This is a genomic window from Bacteroides sp. HPS0048 (assembly GCF_964240755.1).
GTDB lineage: Bacteria > Bacteroidota > Bacteroidia > Bacteroidales > Bacteroidaceae > Bacteroides > Bacteroides nordii.
In genome coordinates this window covers 1-26211 of the sequence record NZ_CAXSVC010000051.1, presented here as the reverse complement: position 1 = coordinate 26211, position 26211 = coordinate 1, and the positions used below count along the sequence as shown (strand labels likewise).

General features: G+C 41.8%; 17 protein-coding genes and 2 pseudogenes. 12 read left to right on the top strand and 7 right to left on the bottom strand.

The genetic code is table 11. From position 1 onward, the window contains the following. Positions 1-379 precede the first annotated feature (379 nt). Positions 380-1033: a DUF4840 domain-containing protein gene (locus tag ACESQI_RS22850; protein WP_002559339.1), complete on the bottom strand. Its 654-nt coding sequence runs from the start codon at positions 1031-1033 to the stop codon at positions 380-382. 239 nt (positions 1034-1272) lie between these two features. Between ACESQI_RS22850 and ACESQI_RS22845 the strand changes: the two genes are divergently transcribed. The 4 genes from ACESQI_RS22845 (at position 1273) to tatC (ending at position 6082) form a co-directional block, all read left to right on the top strand. After that, complete coding sequence (locus ACESQI_RS22845; RefSeq protein ID WP_025867820.1) at positions 1273-2226, top strand: GSCFA domain-containing protein; 954 nt, start codon at positions 1273-1275, stop codon at positions 2224-2226. Between the two features lie 113 nt (positions 2227-2339). After that, positions 2340-4877, top strand: a complete 2538-nt coding sequence (locus ACESQI_RS22840; RefSeq protein ID WP_237977121.1) for a bifunctional UDP-N-acetylmuramoyl-tripeptide:D-alanyl-D-alanine ligase/alanine racemase — start codon at positions 2340-2342, stop codon at positions 4875-4877. Between the two features lie 186 nt (positions 4878-5063). Next, positions 5064-5294, top strand: coding sequence for a twin-arginine translocase TatA/TatE family subunit (locus ACESQI_RS22835; RefSeq protein ID WP_002559342.1), 231 nt, complete (start codon positions 5064-5066; stop codon positions 5292-5294). A gap of 2 nt (positions 5295-5296) precedes the next feature. Continuing rightward, complete coding sequence (gene tatC / locus ACESQI_RS22830; protein WP_044094883.1) at positions 5297-6082, top strand: twin-arginine translocase subunit TatC; 786 nt, start codon at positions 5297-5299, stop codon at positions 6080-6082. A 47-nt stretch (positions 6083-6129) separates the two neighbouring features. On the opposite strand, the gene ACESQI_RS22825 is transcribed toward tatC, so the two are convergent. Next, positions 6130-6819, bottom strand: a complete 690-nt coding sequence (locus tag ACESQI_RS22825) for an HAD family hydrolase (protein WP_303071512.1) — start codon at positions 6817-6819, stop codon at positions 6130-6132. A gap of 112 nt (positions 6820-6931) precedes the next feature. Here ACESQI_RS22825 and ACESQI_RS22820 point away from each other — a divergent pair, with 112 nt between their 5' ends. After that, positions 6932-7789, top strand: coding sequence for a GyrI-like domain-containing protein (locus ACESQI_RS22820; RefSeq protein ID WP_002559345.1), 858 nt, complete (start codon positions 6932-6934; stop codon positions 7787-7789). A gap of 308 nt (positions 7790-8097) precedes the next feature. Here the strand turns inward: ACESQI_RS22820 and ACESQI_RS22815 are convergent. The 3 genes and pseudogenes from ACESQI_RS22815 to ACESQI_RS22805 all read right to left on the bottom strand — a co-directional run. Continuing rightward, positions 8098-8721 (bottom strand): annotated as a pseudogene (locus ACESQI_RS22815) (DEAD/DEAH box helicase); the annotation flags it as partial. Between the two features lie 159 nt (positions 8722-8880). Beyond that, positions 8881-11589: pseudogene (locus ACESQI_RS22810) on the bottom strand (AAA domain-containing protein); the annotation flags it as partial. Positions 11590-11675: 86 nt separating this feature from the next. Next, on the bottom strand, positions 11676-13190 hold the full coding sequence (locus ACESQI_RS22805; RefSeq protein ID WP_002559347.1) for an MFS transporter: 1515 nt from the start codon (positions 13188-13190) through the stop codon (positions 11676-11678). Between the two features lie 287 nt (positions 13191-13477). Between ACESQI_RS22805 and ACESQI_RS22800 the strand changes: the two genes are divergently transcribed. Both ACESQI_RS22800 and ACESQI_RS22795 read left to right on the top strand, forming a co-directional pair. Continuing rightward, positions 13478-14677, top strand: coding sequence for a glycoside hydrolase family 105 protein (locus ACESQI_RS22800; protein WP_002559348.1), 1200 nt, complete (start codon positions 13478-13480; stop codon positions 14675-14677). Beyond that, a complete protein-coding gene (locus tag ACESQI_RS22795; RefSeq protein WP_025867816.1) occupies positions 14677-15633 on the top strand; it encodes a pectinesterase family protein in 957 nt (318 codons plus the stop codon). Before ACESQI_RS22800 ends, ACESQI_RS22795 begins: the two co-directional genes overlap by 1 nt. A 317-nt stretch (positions 15634-15950) precedes the next feature. On the opposite strand, the gene ACESQI_RS22790 is transcribed toward ACESQI_RS22795, so the two are convergent. After that, positions 15951-16292 carry a cupin domain-containing protein gene (locus ACESQI_RS22790; protein WP_002559350.1) on the bottom strand — a complete coding sequence of 114 codons (342 nt, stop codon included), beginning with the start codon at positions 16290-16292 and terminating at the stop codon, positions 15951-15953. A gap of 121 nt (positions 16293-16413) precedes the next feature. Here ACESQI_RS22790 and ACESQI_RS22785 point away from each other — a divergent pair, with 121 nt between their 5' ends. The 3 genes from ACESQI_RS22785 to ACESQI_RS22775 all read left to right on the top strand — a co-directional run bounded on the left by ACESQI_RS22785 (position 16414) and on the right by ACESQI_RS22775 (position 23987). Then, on the top strand, positions 16414-18141 hold the full coding sequence (locus ACESQI_RS22785) for a pectinesterase family protein (protein WP_007484130.1): 1728 nt from the start codon (positions 16414-16416) through the stop codon (positions 18139-18141). A gap of 15 nt (positions 18142-18156) precedes the next feature. Then, entirely contained in the window at positions 18157-19308 is a 1152-nt protein-coding gene (locus ACESQI_RS22780) for a dienelactone hydrolase family protein (protein WP_237977118.1), read from the top strand. A gap of 188 nt (positions 19309-19496) precedes the next feature. Further along, complete coding sequence (locus tag ACESQI_RS22775; protein ID WP_373127270.1) at positions 19497-23987, top strand: two-component regulator propeller domain-containing protein; 4491 nt, start codon at positions 19497-19499, stop codon at positions 23985-23987. A 245-nt stretch (positions 23988-24232) separates the two neighbouring features. Here the strand turns inward: ACESQI_RS22775 and ACESQI_RS22770 are convergent, their stop codons facing one another. Next, positions 24233-25117, bottom strand: a complete 885-nt coding sequence (locus ACESQI_RS22770) for an Rpn family recombination-promoting nuclease/putative transposase (protein WP_025867814.1) — start codon at positions 25115-25117, stop codon at positions 24233-24235. A gap of 319 nt (positions 25118-25436) precedes the next feature. On the opposite strand from ACESQI_RS22770, the gene ACESQI_RS22765 reads away from it, so the two are divergent. Then, positions 25437-25709 (top strand): hypothetical protein, encoded by a 273-nt coding sequence (locus tag ACESQI_RS22765; protein WP_007484135.1) that lies wholly within the window; start codon positions 25437-25439, stop codon positions 25707-25709. Next, positions 25706-26044 carry a hypothetical protein gene (locus ACESQI_RS22760; RefSeq protein WP_237977117.1) on the top strand — a complete coding sequence of 113 codons (339 nt, stop codon included), beginning with the start codon at positions 25706-25708 and terminating at the stop codon, positions 26042-26044. The genes ACESQI_RS22765 and ACESQI_RS22760 overlap by 4 nt, the downstream gene beginning before the upstream one ends. The last annotated feature ends 167 nt before the right edge of the window (positions 26045-26211 follow it).

Here is a 26211-nt window from a genome sequence, read left to right as displayed (position 1 = left end):
ACAATATTAAGAAATTTATTCTTATTAACGTTCATAAAGAACTATGTTTTCCATGGCAAAGATAATGGTAGAGAAACCGAACTTATCATAGCGGGAAAATCAGGATAACATGCCGACTAAATGTGCATAACTATCCAAAAGTGAAAAAATATACAACGCAATACGCATAATAATTTATATTGTTATGCAGTTTATTCTCCAGTTACAGCAATAATTAGAATAAGGGTGTCATGGAAATTAGCCATATAAGAATAAAAAGACAGGCTAACTGCATTTTTTGAAACATTTATTAATTCCATCCTGACATTTCACTCAATGTTAACAAGATTGGCTCATCAGTCTATTAAGGTTCTGTTGCTAACTAAATTGACGAAGAATCCTATTTCTTATTCATTTCGAATACTATATCTTCCATTGAGATACCTTCGCAAGGTTTTCCATTGAGTTTAGCACTTTCAACTATCAGTTTAAATTTCAGTGTCTTGTCTTGATAGGTGAATACTCCTTTGTCCGTAGCAGAAATCGTTGCTTCTATTTCCATAACATCCGGTTGGCCTTCTTCTTTAGAAGGAATTTCGATTGTAAATTTCAGAGGTTTAGGATCTAAAGTCTGCAATATTTGCGTGTAACCTTCATTGAATGCCGGTTTGTAACCTACTTTATAACTGATATCACCTGCGAGTTCAATGATTTCGGGTGCTTTCTCTTCTCCCACAATGTTGGTTATCAAGACATCAGTCGGGAATTTTCCGAAGTAGATTGTATCTTCTTTGAGCGTGGTCTCCACTTCTATTTGGGGAATTGGGGTTGGCGAAGTGCTCGATTCAATGAATGTAATGTTTGCTTTACCCGCATAGCTACCTTCCACATCCTTTACGGATATCACTTCGGGCGTATTTCCGTCGTTACTGCAGGCAGTAAATGTCGTTATGCCGAATGTCAATGTCAGGGCGGCGATAGCAGTTTTGCTATAATTGGTTACTCTCAGGAGATGGTTTACCCTTATGCTTTTCGAGTTATTTACGATTTTCATTTAGATAAAAATTAGATTATTATTTCAATAAATTAAGGTGTACGTACGATTATATAAATGTTGGCTTTGAAGAAATACTGCACCTTATCGGCTAAAAAACTTATCTGCCTCTTCTCTGTTTCGGAGTTTTTCTATATTTTCGCCGTATTAATAATGTGCCGATTATCATTTGGTGTGGTTTCGTAAAATACAACGTAGCCAATCGGCACATTAGCATATTATTCAATTGGTATATTATTATGAACTTTACCACCCTCGTTGAATTACCCAAAGGATTGCCACCTATCACTCATGCCCGGCAATTATTACTGTTAGGGTCCTGTTTTGCAGAGAATATCGGCAATCTGCTGAAAGATAATTTCTTTCGTTGTGATATCAACCCTTTTGGGATACTATATAACCCGTTATCTGTCTCGGAGGCATTAAGACAAATACTTTCGGGAAAAACATATACGACTTCCGATTTATTTTTCTTTCGCGACTGTTGGCATAGTGCGATGCATCACGGAGCATTTTCGGCGGCATTGCCGAATGATGTATTACAGAATATCAATACGCGCTTGCAACAGGCTCATGCCCGAATAAAGGATGTCGATTGGCTGCTGCTCACCTGGGGAACAGCCTGGGTGTATGAACAGGGAGAGAATAAACGCATTGTATCAAACTGCCATAAACAGCCGGAAAAGTTATTTGTACGCCGAAAGCTTACAGTTGAAGAGATCGTGAAGGAATATACATGCCTGCTTCGTGAACTTCGCGAACAGAATCCCGGCTTGAAAGTACTTCTTACTGTTAGTCCCATCCGGCATATACGCGATGGCATGCATGCCAATCAGATTAGTAAAGCCACCCTGTTGCTGGCTACCGAACAACTACAAACTCTTTTCCCTGAATTCGTTTTCTATTTTCCTTCTTATGAGATTGTACTTGATGAGCTTCGCGACTATCGTTTTTATGCCGATGACATGTTGCATCCGTCTCCCGTGGCTATCCGTTATTTGTGGGAACGTTTTTCCGAAGCCTTCTTCTCTGATGAAACAAAAAAGATTATGGAAGAATGTGAAAGTATCCGCAAGGCGCAGGCACACCGCCCCTTTCATCCGGGCTCAGAGGAACATAAAAGATTTTTAGGACAAATTGTGTTAAAAATAGAACGACTTAACCGAAAATACCCGTACTTAGAGTTTGAATAATGTAGAAATAATGTGCCAATGTGCCAATATGCCAATTGGCTGCGCTATATTTTCCGAAGATATGCCGAATGGTACATTGGCATATTTGCACATTATTAAATTGAATAATTATTATGTTGTATACGATTGAAACTATAACCGAATGTATAGGTGCTCGCAGGGTGGGTACCCATGAAGCAACTATTGACTGGCTGTTGACTGACAGTCGTTCTCTCAGCTTCCCCGAAGAAACTCTTTTTTTTGCCCTGACTACCAAACGAAATAAAGGAGCACGTTATATTCCTGAGCTTTATGAACGTGGTGTACGAAATTTTGTTGTCACTCAGGAAGAGTTTAATGAATTGACAGTTGACAATGGACAATTGACAATTGCTATGCAGCATGCAGGCAGCGCAACAACTGTCAATTGTCAACTGTCAACTGTCAATTTTCTAATCGTCGGTAATCCTCTGAAGGCTCTTCAGAAGTTGGCGGAACTACATCGTGAACGATTTCAGATACCGGTTATCGGCATTACCGGAAGTAATGGAAAAACGATTGTAAAGGAGTGGTTGCATCAATTGTTGAGTCCGGATCGGGTGATTGTACGTTCGCCTCGTAGTTATAATTCTCAGATCGGCGTTCCTCTCTCTGTATGGCAGATGAATGAAGAAGCTGAATTGGCAATTTTTGAGGCTGGTATCTCTGAGATGGGAGAGATGCGTGCTTTACAGAATATGATAAAGCCAACTATTGGCATCCTGACCAATATTGGCGGGGCACATCAGGAGAACTTCTTTTCTTTGCAGGAGAAGTGTATGGAAAAACTGAGTCTTTTTAAAAATTGCGATGTCGTAATTTACAATGCCGACAATGAGTTGATAAGCAATTGTGTGAGTAAGTCAATGCTCACTGCCCGTGAGATAGCATGGAGCTGCCGGGATGCAGAACGTCCTTTGTATATAAGCAGGGTGGTAAAAAAGGAAGATCATACGGTAATTTCTTATCGTTATCTGGAGATGGACAATACCTTCTGTATTCCTTTTATTGATGATGCTTCTATTGAAAACTCACTGAATTGCCTTGCTGCCTGTCTTTATCTGATGATGCCTGCCGATCAGATCACAGAACGAATGGTGCGGCTCGAACCTGTGGCCATGCGTCTTGAAGTGAAGGAAGGAAAACATGGATGTGTACTTATCAATGATAGTTATAATTCCGATCTGGCATCGCTTGATATTGCTCTTGACTTTCTCGTAAGGCGCTCTGAAGTAAAAGGAAAAGGGATGAAACGTACACTCATCCTGTCGGATATATTAGAGACCGGACAGAGTACCACGACTCTTTATCGTAAGGTAGCCCAATTGGTACAAAGTCGTGGCATTGACAAAATAATAGGTGTGGGACCGGAGATATTTTCCAGTGCTGCCCGTTTTGAGATAGAGAAGTACTTCTTCCATACTACGGAAGAGTTGATGGAGTCGGATGTGTTTCAAAATCTGCATGATGAGGTGATATTGATTAAAGGTTCCCGTGGATTCAATTTTGATCTTGTTTCTGACAGGTTGGAGTTGAAAGTACACGAAACAATACTGGAGGTAAATCTGGGGGCTATGGTGGCCAATCTGAATCATTATCGCTCTATGCTTCAGCCTGCAACAAAAATGGTATGTATGGTTAAGGCTTCGGCCTATGGAGCCGGTTCTTATGAGATAGCCAAAACATTGCAGGAACACCAGGTGGATTACTTGGCCGTGGCCGTGGCCGATGAAGGAGCGGAACTGCGTAAAGCGGGTATTACTTCTTCTATTATGATTATGGATCCGGAATTGACTGCATTCAAGACAATGTTTGATTACAAGCTCGAGCCTGAAGTTTATAACTTCCACTTGCTCGATGCGCTGGTAAAAGCGGCGGAGAAAGAAGGCATTACAAACTTCCCGGTACATATCAAACTTGATACGGGCATGCATCGTTTGGGTTTCTCCGAAGAAGAAGTGCCTGTGCTGATACGTCGGTTGAAGAATCAGAATGCACTGATTCCGCGTTCGGTATTCTCCCATTTTGTAGGGAGTGATTCTCCTCAGTTCGATGTTTTTACACGTGGTCAGATTGAGATATTCGAACGGGCTTCCAAAGAGCTGCAGGCTGCTTTTCCGCATAAAATCCTGAGGCATATCTGTAATACGGCAGGAATAGAACGTTTTCCTGATGCACAATTTGATATGGTTCGGTTGGGTATAGGACTTTATGGAGTCAGCCCGATTGATAACTCTATTATAAATAATGTCAGTACGCTTAAAACTACTATTCTGCAGATACGGGATGTGCCCGCAGAAGATACGGTGGGATATAGCCGGAAAGGACATCTGACCCGGGCTTCGCGTATTGCTGCTATTCCGATTGGTTATGCAGACGGGTTGAACCGTCATTTAGGGTGTGGACATGCTTATTGTATGGTGAATGGGAAGAAAGCGCCTTATGTGGGTAATATTTGCATGGATGTCTGTATGATTGATGTAACCGATATCGATTGCCAGGAGGGCGATGCAGCCATTATCTTTGGTGATGAACTGCCTATAACTGTGCTTTCGGATACATTGGATACTATTCCTTATGAAATCCTCACAAGCATCTCTACGCGGGTGAAGAGGGTGTATTATCAGGAATAAGAAATGGAGAAGGGAGAAGGGAGAATGGAGAAGTGCCATGCGGCCTAATAGCGCAGTCTCTTTCCTTCTCCCCTCTCCATTCTCCCTTCTCCATTTCCTTTAACTCCATAAAGGAGTTAAAGGTTTTGTCCTCTGTGGTGAAATCACTATATTTGTCCCGAAAAACTTATATATACTATATATCTTATGATAAACTTGTTATTATTAGGCTTCCTGCCCAGTGGTTCCGAATGGATTATTATTGCACTTGTAATTCTGTTACTTTTTGGTGGAAAGAAAATTCCCGAGCTGATGCGTGGCCTTGGTAAAGGTGTGAAAAGCTTCAAAGACGGTGTGAATGAAGCGAAAGATGAAATCAATAAAGCGAAGGACGAGATTGACGAACCGGCTAAAACAACGGACAAGGATAAGAAATAACCATGGCTGAAATGACTTTCTGGGACCATCTGGATGAACTGCGCCGGGTGTTGTTTCGTGTCATTGGAGTCTGGTTTGTGTTGGCGGTGGGATATTTCATCGCTATGCCTTATTTATTTGACAGCGTAGTGCTGGCTCCTTGCCACAATGACTTCGTGTTCTATGATCTGTTGAGGTATATTGGTGAGAAGTTTGACCTGACGGATGACTTTTTTACGCAGGAATTCCAAGTAAAGCTGGTAAATATCAATTTGGCAGCTCCTTTCTTTATACATATGTCTACCGCTTTCTGGATGTCGGTAGTGACTGCTATGCCCTATATTTTCTTTGAAATATGGCGTTTTATCAATCCGGCACTTTATCCTAAAGAGAGGCGTGGTGTGAGGAAAGCGCTTGGTATAGGTACAGTTATGTTTTTTCTGGGTGTATTGCTGGGATATTTTATGGTTTATCCGCTTACACTTCGTTTCCTCTCCACTTATCAGCTTAGTGCGGAGATCGAGAATGTAATCTCATTAAATTCTTATATAGATAACTTTATGATGCTGGTACTCTGTATGGGACTGGCGTTTGAATTGCCTTTGGTCACATGGTTGCTATCACTACTGGGGCTTGTCAATAAAACATTTCTTCGGAAATATCGCCGGCATGCAATTGTCGTGATTGTAATAGCCGCCGCTATCATTACTCCTACAGGTGATCCGTTTACATTGAGCGTTGTGGCAATTCCTCTCTATTTGCTCTATGAAATGAGTATCTTGATGATTAAGGACAAAAAGAGTGATTAGTGAGCAGTGATTAGTGATTAGTGCCATGCGGATCATAGCGCAGCTCACTAATCACTAATCACTATCTCTCCCATCCTTTTTACCTTTCGGAGTCTGGGATGCTCGAAGTTTTCTACAACTTCGTGTTGCCACATCACCTCAAACGGTACATGTACCGCGTATCCGCCAATGGCTAATACCGGCTGGATATCTGATTTTAGGGAGTTACCTATCATCATGAATTTTTCGGGGGGTACTTGCAGTGTATTTATTAGCTTAGCATATTCTTTTTCGGTTTTGTCCGACATGATTTCTACATAATCGAAATAAGAAGCCAACCCCGAACGTTGCAATTTCCGCTGTTGGTCGAGCAGGTCTCCTTTGGTAGCTACTATTAGCCGATGACGATTGCTTTGTTTTAATGTTCGGAGGGTTTCTTCTACTCCTGGCAATAATTCTATCGGCATATTGAGCAGCGACTTGCCCAAAGACAGGATCTCGTTTATTATTTCGGCTGATACTTTGTGGTTACTGATACGCAGGGCAGTTTCTATCATCGACAGCGTAAATCCTTTTGCTCCATAACCATAACACTCTAAGTTATTCATTTCTGTTTTGAATAGTTCGGCAGAAATTTCTTTTGTGTCTTTGTATATGCTTAATAAATCGGCAAATTTCCGTTCAATCTCCTGGAAGAAAGGTTCGTTACTCCATAGGGTGTCGTCAGCGTCGAATGCTATAATCTCTATATCTTTCATCTTTTTTGTATGTTTATGGCAAAAGTACATAATAATCTTCTAAATTAGCAAGATTGGAAAAGATTCCTTTGATAAGTACGTCTATCTTTGCAGTGTGAAATAATCAAAGAATATGGAGCAAAGAACATCAACAACTGAAGAGTATCACAGATGTGTCAATATTGTGATTGAGTACATTAACAATCATTTGGGTGAAGAGATTGACCTGGAAAAGCTGGCCGAAATTTCCCATTTCTCACCCTATCATTTCCACCGCATTATGAAAGCGTTTCTGCATGAACCGTTAGGAGCATTTATTGTACGCACAAGGATCGAGACTGCAGCCCGGTTACTACGTTACAGTTCAATGTCTGTGAGTGATATTGCTTATCAGATAGGTTATGGTTCTCCTTCTTCGTTGTCGAAAATCTTTAAGCAGTTCTATGGTATTTCACCCAATGAGTATAGAAACAATAAAGACCACGTTATTATGAAACCATTAGAAATAAATCCGGCACTGGACGTGACAATGGAAGTACGCGAACAGCAACCGAAACAGGTAATTTATGTTCGATTGACAGGAGCGTATATGGCTCTGGCATATTGCGAAGCATGGAAGAAATTATATGCTTACGTGAGCGAAGAGAAAATAGATACCCGCTATATGGAATATATTTGTATCTACCATGATGATCCAAAGGTGACCGAACCGAAGAATCTGCGGACAGATGTCTGTTTTACTGTGCCCTCACCTGCACAACCCAGAGGAGAGATTGGCGTGAAAGAGATTCCGGGAGGAAAGTACCTGATATTTCGCTACAAAGGACCTTATGCTAATTTGGGTGCCGTATATGACACTATTTACGGGCATTGGATACCACAGGGTGGCTATACGGTCAGCAATTCACGTGGGTATGAATCCTATCTGAATAGTCCGGAATCGACTCCTCCGGAAGAATTATTGACGGAAATATGTATACCGGTAGAATAGCCTATCCGAATGGATAATGAATACCATCTGGCATACTTCTCTTTGCGAGAAGCATAAAAAGCCTCTTCTCTCGAAGGGGCTTTTCTTGTTTACTTGCCTTTAGATTGAAGCGAATTCAATGTATCATGAATTCTTTATGGCAGTAAACGTTAAAGCGAAAAAAAGGGAAGTCTCACGACTTCCGCAATTCTTCTAACCTTAAATCTAAATCTCTATGAAAAAAACGTAGCGCAAATATAGCGGTTTGTTCGCTATTCAGGTGTTAATAAACCGCATAAAGAAAGAATAAAGGCTAATGATTGCAAATGTTATTTAAAACAAACTTGCTTATTTGCCAGTTTTATCAGACTCAGATAGATAGGGTTTAGTTCCAGTAGATCAGGCACTCCGGTGATAAACATTTGTTTCCGGGCACGGGTCATGGCTACGTTTAATTTACGATCTATCAATATTCCATTATCTTCTGTCAGGTTTGAGAGAAATTTGAGCTGATAGGGGTAATTGACGCAAAATGAATAAATAATAATATCCCGTTCACTTCCCTGAAAACGCTCTACAGTATCAATCAATATTTCATTGAGTGCAGGGATGTTCAGCCGGGCTATTTCTTGTTTGATAAGTGCTATCTGACTGCGATAGGGGGTGATGATCCCCAAAGTACGTGTCGTATTGAAGTTCTCTGCTCCTTCTTTTTGATAGATTGTCAGAGCCAAACGGGCTGCGATACGGGCCTCGGAGTGATTCATTTTGGCGGAAGCACCTGCAGGTTCCGGTTCGGAGGGATAAAAAGCAAGGCGGGTAATGGCTGATGAATCTTCCTGTTGATGAGGGAGTCCTACAGGGAGTAGGCGCCCTTCGTAGAAAGTGTGGTTGGCAAAGAGGGCTACTTCCGGGTGCATACGTCCTTGCCGGCAAAGCATATCGAAGGAGAATTGACAATTGACAGTGGACAGTTGACAGTTAGGCAGTTGACAGTTGACAATTGACTGTGGACAGTTGCTGCGCTGTGTGCATGTTGCATCGCAATTGACCACTGTCAATTGTCCACTGTCAATTGTCAACTGTTCATTGTCCATTGTCAATTCTCTAACGGCTCGATAGAGACGTTCAAAGAGAGAGTCTTTGAGATTTGTCAACCCGATGGCACGCAACTGTTCGTCATGTACTTCTGATTGCTCTTCTCGTTGAAGAACTACGGCCGGCAGCTGCTTATGGTCTCCGATAAGGATGAATTTGCCAATGGCATCGTTGCCTGTTGTGTTACGTGCACAGAGAATACCTAACAACTGTGGTTCAAGAATTTGGGTGGCTTCGTCAATGATGGCTACATCAAACGTTTTTAGTCTGAACAATTCCGGTTTACCGGAGATAGAGGCTACTGTACCTACGAATATCCGGCAACGGGTGATCCTTTCCACCACTTCCGAACGGCGGCTACAGAGGGATAGTTCATTTTCTATCAGGTGGTTGCGATAGGCTTCGTCACAGGAAAGTTCACTACCGACACGGATAAAATCTACTTCAGGCTGTATGGAAGAGAGGGATTTACAGATTTCGTCTACAGCCCGATTGGTATATGATAGGAGAAGTATTTGCGTATTCTCTTCCTGATAGAAAGTCTCCACCATTTTTTTCAGGGCACAAGAGGTTTTTCCCGTGCCAGGAGGTCCTATCAGCAGAAAGTAATCCTGTGCTGCCTGTGCTTTGAGAGCAACACGGCTGAAGTCATCCGGTGCAGTAGAAATACGGGTGGAAAAAGTTTCATCGAAAGCGGGAAGACGCTGGGCAAGCAGCAAATCTCTGCGCTTTTGAGTGGCCGATGCAAAAGCCGACAATCCCTGATACATGCTTCGGAAAGTAGTGTCCATTGTATCATGTTCGATAGCGTACAGACTTTCAGGAGGAAGGACGGACGTATTTTGTTGGGTAGCTCTCAACCGGATGTGTATTTCATTTTCGGTGAGAGATTCTATGTTGGCTTTGAATACCATTTTATTGGTGACGTTGTCTGTATCCGTGTTGCGTTCGTATAAGACTATGGCATCCCCTTGGCGGAAATTAGGTAGAGCTTCTTCCCGGATGTCCCCTCTGGATAGGATAATACTTGCTTTGTGTTCATCGGCAGCATGGTTTTCTTTGATACGAAGGTCATATAGAATTTCTCCGGCCTCACATTTTTCAGCCAGTGTTGAAAGCCATAAAGCGGCTGCTCCTGTGCGGCCTTCATAATCTACATCACCTGATTTAGAGGTGTATAGCTCTTTGGTGATGAAGTTGTAGATTGTGTAAAAATAAGCCTGCTCCAAAGAAGAGAGTGCCGAGAGGCGTTGGGCAAATACATCAATGGAAGGACGAAGGAATTGTTCCCAGAAACGTCCATGAAACCCTCGTTCATTTAGTGTTTCGGCATTGATTGACTGTAACTTTTGGGCTGTATATTCCGGACTGTTACGTAACTGAATACCATATTCGTCGGCTACAATGCGATTACGCAAATCGATAACCCGACGTACCATTGCCCATGACGGGCGGGCGGGATAGAGTAACGGATAACGCGTATATAGTAGGTAAGCTTTTACCCGGTGGTGATCCATTTTCATCGAATACTGGAGCACTGCCTGGTAGAGAAGCATCTGTACCTTATTATTTTCTTTGGGTTCTATTTTGTTACGGATACTGTATTCGTCACCTTTTCCGGATTTCATTTCGATGAATGATGACATATCCCGCTGCATGTAGTCCAGACGTCCCTGCAACCCCAATGCTTCGCAAATATAAGAAGGTTCCAGTACGGCATCTGTTTTATCCATTTCATAACCGGGGGCGTGGAAAGTATCGGTCACTACCTCCCGGATATGTTCAAAATGTTTTTTGCAGTCGTCAAAGAACTGCCGTTCTTTTTCCTTATCCTGTAAATCGGCACAAGCTGCCAGTTCGATAGGGTAACGGCGGAAAGCTTTCTGCATACACGAACGGTAGTCCACTTCTCCGTCCGCATGGATCCATTCGTCTAAAAAGAGGTTGGCAATATTTCCCAAGAGTAAGGGACGTGCATTCTCTATGGGTTGCAAACGTGCCAGCAGATAGTTGGCGGGATGGTGCCCGTAGTCGCGAAAACATTCTGCCAGCGAACTGATATCTATCAGGTAATCCGGTTCAAGAACGATGAAAGAGGGAGTGAGTATTCCTTCCTTATCAATAGCCACATCGAGGAGGTTGATTTGTGCATGTCGCCAGAGAAGTTTACAGGTTTCCGTGAACTCTTCATTTATTTGTGGAATGTTGTATCGCACTCGCAATGGTTCGTCGGTAATACTATCCAGCGGATTGACATATAAAAAGAATTCATCTGAATATTGAAAACAGACCCGCATTCTTTCTACTTGTTTGTGAGCCAGTGGAGCAACGATATAAGTAGCATCTGCCTTAGGGAGTAGCCGATACAATGTTTCGGGGATATCGGTTCCGGAAAGTTTCTTCAGGAAAAAGGCAATAGTTTTCGCATCACGCAGTAGTTTCTCTCGTTGGGGAACTTCTCTTCGGTTTAAAACAGCGTTTGAAGTGAGACGGAAGGTATGTAAACGGTTTTGTTCTGCAATGGATAATTCTATGCGTGCTGCTACGAAGCTGATTCGTGCGGACAGATCGGTCATTTGCAGACTTTCATTTGGCATTTGGCTACGACAAAGACGCTCGAGCAGGTCGCGCATTTGTTTATAAGCTATGCCGAGTTTGTCATCCTGAGTACAACAAGCAGTGAGCAGGATGTCGAAAGACTCTTTGATTTCCTCTTTTTCCATGGGGGACAAAGATAAGGAAAAAAAGAGCTGCATCAACCATTCGTTGACACAGCTCTTTGCTATTTATAAATCTTGTGTGTGAAAGATTATTCCAGTACGATAGGTTTGTATTTCGGTACCAAAGCTTTCATTACAATCCAACCAACAAGATAGGCTACTGCGCAAACGCAGAAGATAATGAAATAACCGGCTGGTTTACCGGAGAATCCCATGAATTCCATAGCCGGACGTACAAACTGTGCACCCTGAGCCAGCAAGTCTGGTGTCATTTCCACTTCGTTTCCGTCTACAATTGTTGAACCGGAAGCATATACAAATAAGTTACCTGCTACTTTCTGAAGGATCATAGAGCCGAAACCACCAGCCATACCACCGATACCGGTAATACTTGCAATAGCTGTTTTGGGGAACATATCACTTACAGTAGAGAAGATATTTGCTGACCAGGACTGGTGAGCGGCACCACCTATACCAATCATAATAACAGGAAGCCATGGAGAGATAGTACCCAGCGGTTGAGCCAGCAATACTACCAGCGGGAAGAATGCGAAAATCAACATCGCTTTCATACGGGCTGCATACGGGTTCATACCTGTTTTATTAATAAAGATAGTAGGAAGTTTACCTCCATAGATAGACAACATGGTGATTGCATACAACGTAAAAATCAATCCCATACCCAAACCACTTGAAGTCTTGATACCGAACTGTGTGAACAGATAAGAAGGAGTCCAGAAGAGGAAGAACCACCATACGCCGTCTGTCATAAACTTGCCGAAAGCGAATGCCCAAGTCTGTTTGTAACTGAAACACTGCCAGAATTTCATCTTCTTTTCGTTCTTTTCCTCTACATAAGTACCACCTATTTCGTGTTTGTCCTGTTCGATGTATTCCAACTCAGCCTTATTCACGTGTTTACTCTTTGCGGGAGGAGTATACATGAATACCCAGAAGCCCATCCAGATGAAACCAAGGGCACCAATAACAATGAATGCCATTTCCCAACCCCAGAATTTAGCAAGAACTGGAATGGTTAACGGAGCAATCAACGCACCGATAGAAGCACCGGCATTGAAGATAGAAGTTGCATAAGCGCGGTCCTTCTTAGGGAAGTATTCGGCCGTTACTTTAATAGCTGCAGGGAAGTTACCGGCTTCACCGAGTGCCAATACGCAGCGGGCAGCCAGGAAGCAATACATACTAACGGTAGCAATAGTGACTACAACAGTACCTGTTGCAGCAGCTAGCTCAGCAGCACTGTGAAGACCCACTACATGCTCAGTTACTATACCGCAGACTGCATGAAGACATGCACCTAGTGACCATACACCGATAGCCCAAAGGAAACCTTTCTTTGTTCCCATCCAATCAACGAAACGTCCTGCAAACAACATGCAGATTGCATATACAATGGAAAATACAGAGGTAATAGTACCGTAATGTGATTCGTCCCAGTGGAATTCAGGTTTGATAAATTCATCCCACGTCAGCGATAGCACCTGACGGTCGAGGTAGTTTACTGTTGTCGCGAAAAATAACATAGCGCAGATGGTCCATCTGTAGTTTGTCATTTTACCCATCGCATTTTGAATTGTACTCATGATAAATGATTTAAAATTATTAGTTCTGATTCTGGGGTCAAAAATACACATTATTTGATGTAAATCAACATATTTATTGTCTCTTTTGCTGTAAATTTTGTCTGAATACTACCAAAATTGTCCAAAAACGCTAAAAAACTACGTTATCGCACACGAATTTAATGTTTGCGCGCACGAAAACTTATAAATACACTATTTGAATCGAAATCTACACACCGTATAAAAAAAGACTCGCTATCTTTGTCCCATTAAAGGAATAAATCTAATTACCGATAACCAAAATGAGAATGAAGAAGAATTCGATTTGTAAAATTTTTGTCCTGGGAACTTTGCTCTGTTCTGTTTCTCTGTCTGCTCAGAAAGTAAGTGATAAACTGCCTTGGTCCGTTCGAATGACGGAGTCGGAGATGATTCGTTGTCCCGAATCCTGGCAACTCGATTTTCAGCCTAAACTGAAATGGGACTACTGTCATGGACTAGAGCTTCAGGCAATGCTCGATGTATATGATGCATATGGTGATAAAAAAATAGTTGATTATGCACTGGCATATGCTGATACGATGATTCATAATGATGGTAGCATTGTTACTTATAAATTGCATGAATACAATATTGACCGTCTGAATTCCGGGAAATTCCTTTTCCGTATTTATGAAGAGTCTAAAGATGAGAAGTATAAGAAAGCAATTGATTTGTTGCGTAGTCAGCTTGACACGCATCCACGCAATGAGGATGGTGGTTTCTGGCATAAAAAGATTTATCCCAATCAGATGTGGCTCGATGGTATCTACATGGCTTCTCCTTTTTACGCAGAATATGCTTTTCGCAACAATCAGGTGAAGGATTATGCAGATGTAGTGAATCAGTTTATTACTGTAGCCCGTCACACTTATGATCCGCAGAATGGGTTGTATCGCCATGCTTGTGATGTGAGTCGTAAAGAACGTTGGGCCGATCCCGTAACAGGACAATCGAAACATAGTTGGGGACGTGCTATGGGGTGGTATGCAATGGCTTTTGTAGATGCACTCGATTTCATTCCGAAACATGAAGCAGGGCGTGATTCAATGCTTGTTATCCTTAATAATATAGCAACTCAGGTGAAACGAATTCAGGATCCGAAAACCGGATTGTGGTATCAGGTGCTCGACAAGAGTGGTGAAAAAGGAAATTATCTTGAATCTTCCTGTTCGACTATGTTTGTGTATGCTCTATTCAAAGCGGTACGTATGGGATACATCGATCAGTCTTACCTGGATGTGGCATTGAAGGGGTATAAAGGGATTCTGGATAACTTTATCGAAGTAGACAATGACGGTTTGGTGACCATAACGAAAGCCTGTGCCGTTGCCGGACTGGGTGGAAAGAACTATCGTTCGGGAGATTATGATTATTATATTAATGAGACGATTCGTGATAATGACCCGAAAGCTGTAGGGCCATTCATTATGGCGAGTCTTGAGTATGAACGTTTACAGAAGAAATAATGAGAAGGTTAGTGAGAGTAGGTCTGTTGCTGCTGTTGGCTTGTATCGGAACGGTACAAGCACAGCAGAAACAAGATACGATTGTAGTGGCGCGTGATGGTACCGGAGAATATCGTACTATTCAGGAGGCGGTGGAGGCTGTTCGTGCTTTTATGGATTACACCGTTACTATATATATAAAGGATGGGATTTATAAAGAAAAACTGGTTATTCCTTCGTGGGTTAAGAATGTACAACTGGTAGGTGAGAGTGCCGAGGGTACTATTATTACGTATGATGATCATGCCAATATTAATAAGATGGGTACTTTTCGCACTTATACTATTAAGGTAGAAGGAAATGACATTACTTTCAAGAACCTGACCATCGAAAATAATGCAGCTCCGCTTGGGCAAGCGGTAGCGCTACATACAGAAGGTGACAGGTTGATGTTTATCCATTGCCGTTTTCTGGGAAATCAGGATACGATATATACAGGTAGAGAAGGGGCGCGTTTGCTGTTTACCAGTTGCTACATAGAAGGAACTACCGATTTTATCTTTGGTCCTGCTACTGCTCTCTTTGAGCGTTGCACTATCCATAGTAAGCGAAATTCTTATATAACAGCAGCTTCTACTCCTGAAAATGTAGCGTTCGGTTATGTATTCAAAAACTGTAAACTAACGGCTGCTCCCGGGGTAACTAAAGTGTATTTAGGGCGTCCCTGGCGTCCTTATGCATCTACTACTTTCCTCAATTGTGAGTTTGGAAGTCATATCCGTCCTGAAGGGTGGGACAATTGGCGCAATGAAGCAAATGAAAAGACAGCCCGTTATGCTGAGTTTGGAAATACCGGTGAGGGCGCTGTAACCGCCGGGAGAGTGAAGTGGGCAAAACAATTGACCCCTAAAGAAGCTTTGCGTTACACTATTGAGAATATTTTCACCGATAGTAGCAATTGGTATCCGTATAAATAGTTGAAAGAGCACAATATTTCCACATAATTAATCAGTTTCTACCCAACATAGAACGATATCTCCCATAGATTTGTATCCGATGATGGTATGAGGGTCCGTTGTTACCTTTTTGATAACTATAAGAAGCATAGAAAATAGAATTCTACTCTTATATACCTATATACCCCTACAATTCCGTATTGGTGGAAAATCAAAAAATGGTAATTATAGAATAAAAGAGAAGTCTCCCCTCCGCAGTAAAGTCGTGATGACTTACGGGGATGATGTTCTTTGCAGAAGAGGGTGTACCAGTTTCCCTGTGCACCCTCTATTTCTTTTTATTTTAGGAAGTCTGCCCGCATCGGACTGAAGCAGTCAATCAGTATTCCGGCTTCCAGACAAATGCATCCGTGCTCTGCATCAGGTTCAATATATATACCGTCTCCGGTTTCTACTATCTGTTTTTCACCGTTTACGGTGAATTCGAATTTACCGCTTGCCACGTATGTAGTCTGAGTATGGTAGTGAGTATGCGGTGTTCCTATAGCTCCCGCTTCAAACTTTACCTTTACCAGCATCACTTGTCCGTCGTATCCCATAATCTGGCGAACAACCCCTTCACCTGCCGGTTCCCATACTTTTTCCTTCTCTAAAATGAATGTTTTACTTCTTGTTTTCATACTTCAAATTTTAAAAACCTGTCCAAATATACAATTATTCCACCTAAAACAACGGTTTTTATACGGCATTCAGCTAAAAACTCTGTAAGTTTGCACAACAATATAAATAAGTTCGACAAAAATGAAAAACAAACTGGTAGCTCTATTGAGCATCTTCTTTCTCTTATCTGCTTTTAAAGCAGATAAACCAGTGCTTACCATATTTATGATAGGCGACTCCACAATGGCTAACAAAAATATCACAGGTGGCAATCCGGAACGTGGGTGGGGGATGATGCTACCCGGATTCTTCAGTGAAGAGGTACGTATTGACAATCATGCGGTAAACGGACGTAGTTCTAAAAGCTTTATTGATGAAGGACGTTGGGACAAAGTGATTTCCCAGGTGAATAAAGGCGATTATGTTATTATTCAGTTCGGACATAACGATGAAAAGCCCAAAGAGGACCGGCACACTGTACCTGGAACAACTTTTGACGCTAATCTGCGCCGTTTTGTAAATGAAACCCGGGCGAAAGGAGGAATACCCATCCTTTGCAATGCAATTGTACGTCGTAATTTTGTCCGTCCGCTGGATGCAAGTATAACCAAGGATACACGCCACGATGCCGGAGAAACAGAACCGGTTCAGGAGGGTGATACTTTATTTGATACACATGGTGCCTATCTTGAGTCTCCCCGCAATGTGGCAAAAGAGTTGGGAGTGGCCTTTATTGACATGAATAAGATTACTCATGATCTGGTGCAGGGGTTGGGACCGGTAGAATCTAAAAAACTATTCATGTGGGTAGCCCCCAATAAAGTACCGGCTTTCCCGAAAGGACGTGAAGATAATACACATCTCAATGTATATGGGGGACGTGTAGTAGCCGGTTTGGCGGTAGATGCCATTGCAAAAGCAGTTCCTGAGCTGGCAAAGTATGTCCGTCATTACAATTATGTGGTGGCGCAGGATGGCAGTGGTGATTTCTTCACTATCCAGGAGGCTATAGATGCGGTACCTGATTTCCGTAAGGATGTGCGTACTACTATTCTTGTTCGCAAAGGTATATACAAAGAAAAGGTGGTAATACCCGAGAGTAAGATTAATATATCACTGATAGGACAGGAAGGTGCTGTGATTTCTTATGATGATTATGCCAATAAGAAGAATGTTTTTGGAGAGACCAAAGGAACTTCCGGATCATCTACCTGCTATATTTATGCTCCTGATTTTTATGCGGAGAACATCACCTTTGAAAATACTGCCGGACCTGTTGGGCAAGCCGTAGCTTGTTTTGTTTCTGCTGATCGGATCTTTTTTAAAAACTGCCGGTTTCTTGGTTTCCAGGATACCCTTTATACATACGGAAAAAACAGTCGTCAGTATTATGAAGACTGTTATATAGAAGGTTCTGTCGATTTTATATTTGGTTGGTCTACTGCTGTCTTCAATCGTTGCCATATTCATAGCAAGAGAGATGGGTATGTTACAGCCCCTTCTACGGATGCAGGAAAGAAGTATGGCTATGTGTTCTATGACTGTACGCTCACTGCCGATGATGGCGTGAAAGGTGTTTATCTTTCCCGTCCATGGCGTCCCTATGCGCAGGCAGTATTTATTCGTTGCAATCTAGGCAAACACATACAACCTGCCGGATGGCATAACTGGGGGAAAAAGGATGCAGAGAAAACGGTATTCTATGCCGAATATGAGAGTTTCGGAGAGGGCGCCAATCCAAAGGGCCGTGCCACTTTCTCTCATCAGCTCAAAAATCTGAAAGGATACCAGATAGAAGAAACCTTAGTTGGAGAAGATGGATGGAATCCGGTAAAGAATGGAAATGCATTGGTAAAAGTAGTGCGATAATAAAAGTAAATGCGAATGTTGAAACGAATCTGCTTTTGCTTATTGATCTTTGTTTCATTAGCAAGTACGGCACAAGAGGTGTCTTCTTATGAAATAGAGAAAGATTATCCTGTTTTCCTCGATCAGATAAAACAGGAGCTTACCTATCCTATGGCTTGGGGAAATAGTCCGTTGAAGGATTTTTCCATTTGGCGGAAAACCGCTCGTGCTACTGTATTGGAAGCCATGTTAACTCCGCCTCCTGTTGCCAGCAAATATGATATGGAGGTAGTGTCTATAGAGCATCGTTCCGGATATGAAGCCCGTAAGATTCGTTTCAATCTTTCTGCCTATTCCCGTGTACCTGCCTATTTATTGGTACCTGAGGGGGAAGGACCTTTTCCTGCCGTCGTATTACTCCACGACCACGGAGCGCATTTCTCCATTGGAAAAGAAAAAATGATTCGTCCTTTTGGTGTCGATTCTCTTGTGTTGTCGGACGCTGACAAATGGGTACATCAATGTTATGATGATCAGTATGTAGGTGATTATCTGGCTTCCAAAGGCTACGTAGTGATTTCTATTGATGCCCTTTTCTGGGGAGAACGCGGGCGTAAGGAAGGCGTACGTTATGAAAGTCAGCAGGCATTGGCTTGTAGCTTTGAGATGTTGGGACGTAGTTGGAGTGGATTTATCTCTTATGAAGATATGTATACCACCGATTTTTTAGCTTCTTTGGAAGAAGTAGATGCCGGTCGAATCGGTTGTATGGGATTCTCGATGGGTGCCTATCGATCCTGGATGCTTTCGGCTCTGTCTGATAAAATAAAAGCCGGAGCGGCTGTTTGTTGGCTTACTACGACGGAGTATCAACTTTCTCCCGACTATGGGCGTGGTAAAGGAGATTCTAATTATGCCAATGTGCTTCCCGGATTAAGGCGTTATCTGGATTATCCGCACATTGCTTCTATAGCCTGCCCCAAAGCGATGCTTTTTTTTAACGGACGGAAGGATAAACTTTTCCCGGTTCCGGCTGTAGAAGATGCTTATGCACAGTTGCACCGGGTCTGGAAGAGCCAGTCTGCCGATGATAAACTGATTACCAGACTATGGGATTTACCTCACTTCTGTAGTAAAGAGATGCAGGAGGAGATACTGGCATTCTTTAATAAGCAACTTGCAAATTAAATTCCTGCTTAGATTCTGTGCACCGAGAAAAGAAACGTACCTTTTTGAGAAAGCACAAAGCTGTTTTTAGCTTGTAGCTTACCACATTACCTGCTCCTTCTCATGCTAATACCTTGTTAAAAAGTACACAAAAATGGAGTGAAATTCGGTTTAATTTGTATCTTTACAGCATGGAAGTTTATAAAATGATGAGAAGAATCTTATTTCTGATAACATTTTTGAGTATCGCGCTGGCGACTGATGCCCAGCGTAGCTGTTTCTTCACCCATTATTCTTCGGAGGAAGGTCTGTCTCAGAACACTGTAATGAGCATTTTGCAAGACCATAAAGGCAATCTCTGGTTCTCTACCTGGGATGGGATAAACCGCTTCAATGGATACTCTTTTAAAACCTATAAGGCACGCCAGGGAAGTTTTATCAGCCTGACTAACAATCGTGTAGACCGAATGTACGAAGACCCCAGCGGTTTTTTGTGGTTGCTGACTTATGATAACCGTGCTCATCGTTTTGATCCGCGTACGGAGACTTTCGAGCAAGTGCCTGCTGCCGGCCAACCGGGGAGTACTTCCAATGTAAATACGATCACTGTACTTCCTTGCGGAACCGTTTGGCTGCTCACCGAAAATGATGGTGCCATTCGTGTGACTACTCTTGCAGGGACAAATCATCTCTCGACTGATATTTATTCGGCAAAATCCGGCCTTTTCCCTGCTACGAAAGTTTTTAAAGTATATCAGGATGCTAACAATAATGAATGGATACTGACGGATAATGGTTTAGGGCTGATTCGTCCGGGAGAGAAAAATCCGGTTTCTTATTTTGTAGAGACTAAAGAACGGTTTTCTGATCCTAAACAGGCATTTTACGCTGTACAGGAGGATGATACGGAGATTTGTTTTGGTTCGGATAGAGGGCGCGTGTGGCGTTACCAAAAAAAGAACGGCCAGTTTGAGTTACTTGAACTTCCTACCCGTTCGCGTATTGCTGCTATCAGCGCGGTGGGGGGGGATAAGGTCGTTATAGCCACTTCTACCGATGGTTTTTTTACCTACAATCTGAAAACTAAAGAACACGTACATTATTCTCATATTACTTGTCGTAATTTGCCTTCCGCACCTATTATTTCAGCTTATGTAGACAAATCTTCAGAAGTATGGTTTGAACAGGAAGAACCCGGAGTAGTGGTGCATTTTAATCCGATTACCGGAATATTAAAACGGGAGCAGATACGTGTAGAACCTACTGCTGCCGATCGTTCGCGCCCTTCCTTTCATATTCACGAAGATACTAATGGATACCTTTGGGTGCACCCTTATGGTGGAGGTTTCTCTTTTTACGACCGTAAAGAGCAGTGTCTTGTACCTTTCTATGATGAGTTAGGAAGTAGCGATTGGCGTTTCTCCAATAAAATTCATTCTACTTTTTCGGACAAACAGGGTAATCTGTGGATATGTACTCATTCAAAGGGATTAGAAAAGGTTACTTTTCGATCGGTTCAGTTTAGTATGCTGACTCCCGAAGAACATAGTTATGAATCATTAAGCAATGAAGTACGTGCACTTTGTGAGGATAAACATAAAAATATATGGGTTGGATTGAAAGACGGGCGTCTTCGTGTGTATGATGCAAACCATAAATATTTGGGCTTTCTGACCGAAACAGGTAATGTTTCACTTTCCGGTGTACCAATGAAAGGTACGGTTTATGATATAACACAGGATTCCAAAGGAGTACTTTGGATTGCTACAAAGGGCGATGGACTGGTACGTGCCGAGTCGGTTGCACCCAATGGACTATCTTACAAACTATCCCGTTACCGGTATGATGAAGATGATATGTATAGTCTGAGTAATGATAATGTGTATTGCGTTTATGAGGACCATAACGGAAGAATTTGGGTAGCAACCTTTGCCAACGGAATTAATTATATATCAAAAGACAAAGCAGGTAATACTATTTTCGTTAATCACCGTAATAACCTAAAAGGATATCCGATTGATCTTTGCTATAAAACCCGTTTTATTACTTCGGATAACAATGGACATCTCTGGGTGGGAACCACAGCCGGAGCAGTTGCCTTTGATGAGAATTTTAAAACTCCCGAAGAGATTCAGTTCCATCACTTCTCCCGTAATCCGAATGATGCAAAGAGCCTGAGTAATAATGACGTGCACTGGATTATTGCTACGAAAAAGAAGGAGCTCTACCTTGCTACTTTGGGAGGAGGTCTCAACAAACTTCTTTCCATTGACAAAAATGGAAACGGAGTATTCAAGTCTTATTCTGTACTTGATGGATTGCCTTCTGATGTGCTGCTTTCCATTCGTGAGGATCAGAAGCAGAATTTATGGATGAGTACGGAGAATGGTATTAGTAAATTCATTCCCGGCGAAGAGCGTTTTGAAAATTATGATGACCGTAGCATCACTTTCCGTGTACGCTTCAGTGAAGCAGCTTCGGCTGTTACCTCCAAAGGAAAAATGCTTTTCGGTGCCAGTAATGGTATTTTCATGTTCGATCCTGATTCTATCAACAAGAGTCGCTTTGTACCTCCCATTGTATTATCTAAGTTAGTGATAGCCAATCAGGACATTGTTCCGGGCGAAGGATCAGTATTGAAGGTAGGTTTGGATGATACAAAAGAACTGGTACTTTCTCATAAAGAAAATATTTTTGCCATTCAGTATGCAGCACTCGATTATACGAATCCACAGAATATTCAGTATGCTTATATTCTTGAAGGTTTTGAACATCAGTGGACGTATGCCGACCGGCTGCGTAATGCCACTTATACTAACTTGCCGAAGGGACACTATACATTTAAAGTACGTTCTACCAATAGTGACGGTGTGTGGGTGGACAATACCCGGTTTCTCGACATCGTAGTACTACCGTCATTCTGGGAAACCCCACTGGCCTATTTCCTTTATGTGTTGTTTATTCTGCTTGTGATCTTTGTGGCTGTCTATATCCTCTTTACCATTTATCGGTTGAAGCATGAAGTGTCTGTAGAACAGCAGGTTTCGGATATCAAGCTGCGTTTCTTTACCAATATATCTCACGAACTTCGTACTCCACTGACACTTATTGCCGGACCTGTAGAGTATGTATTGAAGAATTCTAAATTACCGGAAGATGCCCGTGAACAGTTGGTGGTTGTGGAGCGTAACACAAATCGCATGCTTCATCTGGTCAATCAGATTCTTGACTTCCGAAAGATTCAGAATAAGAAGATGAAGATGCAGGTACAGCGTGTCAATGTAGTAGCTTTTGTGCGTAAAGTGATGGATAATTTTGAATCATTGGCCGAGGAGCACAACATTGATTTTCTGTTTGAAACAGAAAAGGATGAACTTTACCTTTGGGTAGATGAAGATAAGTTAGAGAAGATTGTCTTTAATCTGCTTTCTAATGCTTTTAAATACACACCGGGCGGAAAATTGATCCGTGTGTTTATTCATGAAGATGAAGGAACAGTTTCTGTAGGAGTACAGGATCAAGGTATTGGCATTGCTGAGAATAAGAAGAAATCTCTTTTTGTCCGCTTTGAAAACCTGGTAGATAAGAATCTGTTCAATCAGGCAAGTACCGGCATCGGCCTTTCATTAGTGAAAGAGTTGGTAGAGATGCATAAAGCTGTTATTTCTGTTGATAGTAAGCTGGGTGAAGGTAGCTGTTTCAAAGTGGATTTCCTCAAAGGAAAAGAGCATTATGACGATACGGTAGAATTTATTCTGGAAGATTCTGCTACTTCTTCATCCATGACTATTCCTGCTCCTGTGATGGATGCTACGGCTTCCGTAATTCCGATTGTTAACCCGGATGAGGATATACAGGATGAAGAGTCGGAGGAGACTTCCAATAAGGAGGTAATGCTATTGGTAGAAGATAACCAGGAGTTACGTGTATTTCTACGTACTATTTTCTCCTCAACGTATCGTGTGGTAGAAGCCGCAGACGGCATGGAGGGTTGGAGTAAAGCACTTAAGTTTGTGCCGGATATTATTATCAGCGACGTCATGATGCCCGAGAAAGACGGTATCGAGATGACTAAAGAATTGCGTGCCGATATGACTACCAGCCATATCCCTATTGTTTTGCTGACGGCTAAGACTTCCATCGAAAGTAAGTTGGAAGGGTTGGAGTATGGTGCAGACGATTATATAACGAAACCTTTCAGCGCTACTTACCTGAAGGCACGTGTTGAGAATCTGCTTTCCCAGCGTCGGAAACTGCAAAGTCTTTATAGAGACAATCTGATGAATAATACGCATGTTTCTTCTTTATCAACCTCAGAAGAAGCTGCTACGGAGGAAGAAAAGCTTCCGGATATGTCTCCCAACGACCGTAAGTTTATGGATAAACTGGTTGAACTGATGGAGGCAAATATGGATAACGGTGATCTGGTGGTGGATGATCTGGTGCGGGAAGTTGCAGTCAGCCGTTCTGTTTTCTTCAAAAAACTGAAGACACTGACGGGCCTGGCTCCGATTGAGTTTATAAAAGAGATGCGTATCAACCGTGCCGCCCAATTGATAGAAACAGGTGAGTTCAATATGACGCAGATTTCCTATATGGTAGGTATTAATGATCCGCGCTATTTCAGTAAATGCTTTAAGTCTAAACTGGGTATGACGCCAACTGAGTATAGAGACAATCTTGGGAAAAAGTATAATTAGTCGTTGAGTGGATTGTATGACTTCCTCTGAGACGGGGAGAAGTAGGATAAATTGTTTTTTATTGGTTTAATTGATATAGAGAATGTAGTTCATACTGAGAAAGGCTTTAATAAATAACTTAACTTTCGCAAGTGCTCAAGTCTGTAACTATTGAGTTGAGCACTTGCAAATCTTAAATCAAAAGAATAAAAGAACCTATTATTGGTATACGCCTTCTTTATAGTAAAAAGGCAGCTTTATATTGGTTATAATTTTTCTATTTCTTTCTCTGACAACCCGGAACTTTCCATGATAATAGCTGTAGAGATTCCTAATTTCTTTAAATTACGTGCCATATCCATACACCCTTCCATACGCCCTTCTACACGTCCTTCCATACGCCCTTCTATGAGTCCTTCCAGTTTTGCCCCATCCAATACGTCATTTTGTATCATCATGGCACTCAGATGTTCATCATAAGCATGTCGTTCTTCCTTAGGCATATTGTAGTAGATCAGTTTTTCACGAGCCTCTTCCAGGCCGGGAACTTTGGTATCGGCACGGATACATCCTGTTTTCAGATATTCAATCCACTCTTCCAAAGGAGTGACGGCTGCTTTATTGAATTCATTTACACGAATCAGGAAGTATTCCGGAAAAACTTCGGCAGGCAGTTTATGTACTAAGGCATCTTTCTCTTTAGTGGTCACCTCAAGGCGGTCTCCTGTATGCACTCCTGTGAAGATGTTCTGACCGTGGTACAGATAATCGTTCCCTTTACCGATGTCGAAGTACAAGATGCTGATAGAATAAATCTTTTTCACCTCATAATAGCGTTCACCAAGGGAGATATGTTCTGTGATCGCTTTTGCTACTCCATAGAGAATGCGTTCCAGATAATAGAGCTCACGGGTGTTTTGAATCTCTACAATGATAATCTCATTCTTGCTGTTACGTGCTTTGATGTCTACACGGTTGAACTTATCATCACTGGTCTGCTGATTGCTTTCGCTTTCCAGTAGCTCGATGATTTTCACCTCTTCACCCAATAAAACGGTTAAAAAACCTTCTAACACACCGAAATTGGCTTTTTGGCGGAGGAGTCTCTTTATCGCCCAATCAAACCGTATATATTTGTCCGGCTGTACCATATCATTCTGTTTTTTAAGTTATTGCAAAGCTACGACTTTTTTTTAGATAATGTGGATGAAAGTAATTTCTTTTCGCTATATTTGCAGTGATACTCTTGAATCGAGTATCATACATCATTATTTGGTTTAACCGTCTCCCGGAAAGCAGCAAACTTAAAAGAGATAGCAAGTTAAACCGAACAGCCATTCGTATGTTCTACAACTACGATATGCGCATCCGTTCGGTTTATGCTATCTGGGTTGTTTGCTGCACCTCTGGGGACTAAATTGAATTGGGTGCGTTTTTTTGTGCCCATTTCTAACTTTAAAAACAAACAATATGAGGCACAGCTTTTCTTTATCGGGAGAACTTCACATCGTTGGCATAGTAGCTATTCTATTATACTTTATGTTATTGTCTGTCATCGCCATGATGTGGATACGTATTGAGCGACAGGATGAAACAATCCGGAATCTCCGAATAAAAATATCTGAAACAGAGTGTTGTAAAATAGCAGATAAAGAAGCGGTTCGTATCATGTGTCTGCATGAGTTGTTTGAACGGATAGACTACTCAGACAAGGAACATTCCACTATATATCAGATGCCATGAAATGGATTTTTGATACTCATGATTGTCCCTGTCTGATGAAAACAGATATGGAAAAGTCCGGGAATGTTTATGATTTCTTGAGAGTCTATTATGAAGAAATAGACTCTGAGGAGGATTGGAAAGACCTTTCTTTTTCAAATCTGCAATGTGGCTATTGTTTGCTATGTTCGGCTTTGGAACTTGCCAGGGCAGATGAAGAAAAATACGGGAAAGAAACGATTACTAAATTAGCTGTTGCGAAATCCATTGCATCAAAGAGGCTTTTTAAATATAAACCATTAAAATGGTTTTATATATGGATAAAGAAACGAGGAAAAAGAAGTACTTTCCGTTAACATTGTTAACGGAATATTTTAACCTCTGTCTTTGTAGATGCAAAAGTATATACTTTTGTATACATAAAGTACGTACTTTTGGGGTATAAAAGTGGTTCTTCTTCAATTTAGTTGAAAAGTACATTTTCCATAACCATCTTTATTTTGAGTAACTCTAATCCTGCCCT